Here is a 264-nt window from a genome sequence, read left to right as displayed (position 1 = left end):
GATCGAAGCCTTCGCCCTGGAAAACTTTTACCGCAAAACTTCCATTGGGCGCAAGCACCTGCCTGCACATATCTAATGCTAGTTCAACAAGATACATTGCTCTAGGCTGATCTGACGCCAAATTACCGCTCATGTTCGGCGCCATGTCAGACAAAACAACATCAACCATATCAGGCTGAATTCGCTCAAGTAATGCATCCAGCACAGCTTCTTCACGGAAGTCGCCCTGTAAAAAGCTCACACCAGGCAGGGAGTCCATCGGCA

The 264-nt window shown here is 49.2% G+C and carries 1 protein-coding gene; it reads right to left on the bottom strand.

Going from position 1 to position 264, the window contains the following annotated elements:
* On the bottom strand, positions 1–264 hold a 264-nt coding region (locus ACYP03_RS26560; RefSeq protein ID WP_459782750.1), incomplete at both ends, for an SAM-dependent methyltransferase.

The sequence above is a fragment of the Photobacterium sp. R1 genome, from assembly GCF_054600795.1.
The sequence above is the reverse complement of the archived record's forward strand: the minus strand, read 5'-3'. Positions and strand labels throughout refer to the sequence as shown.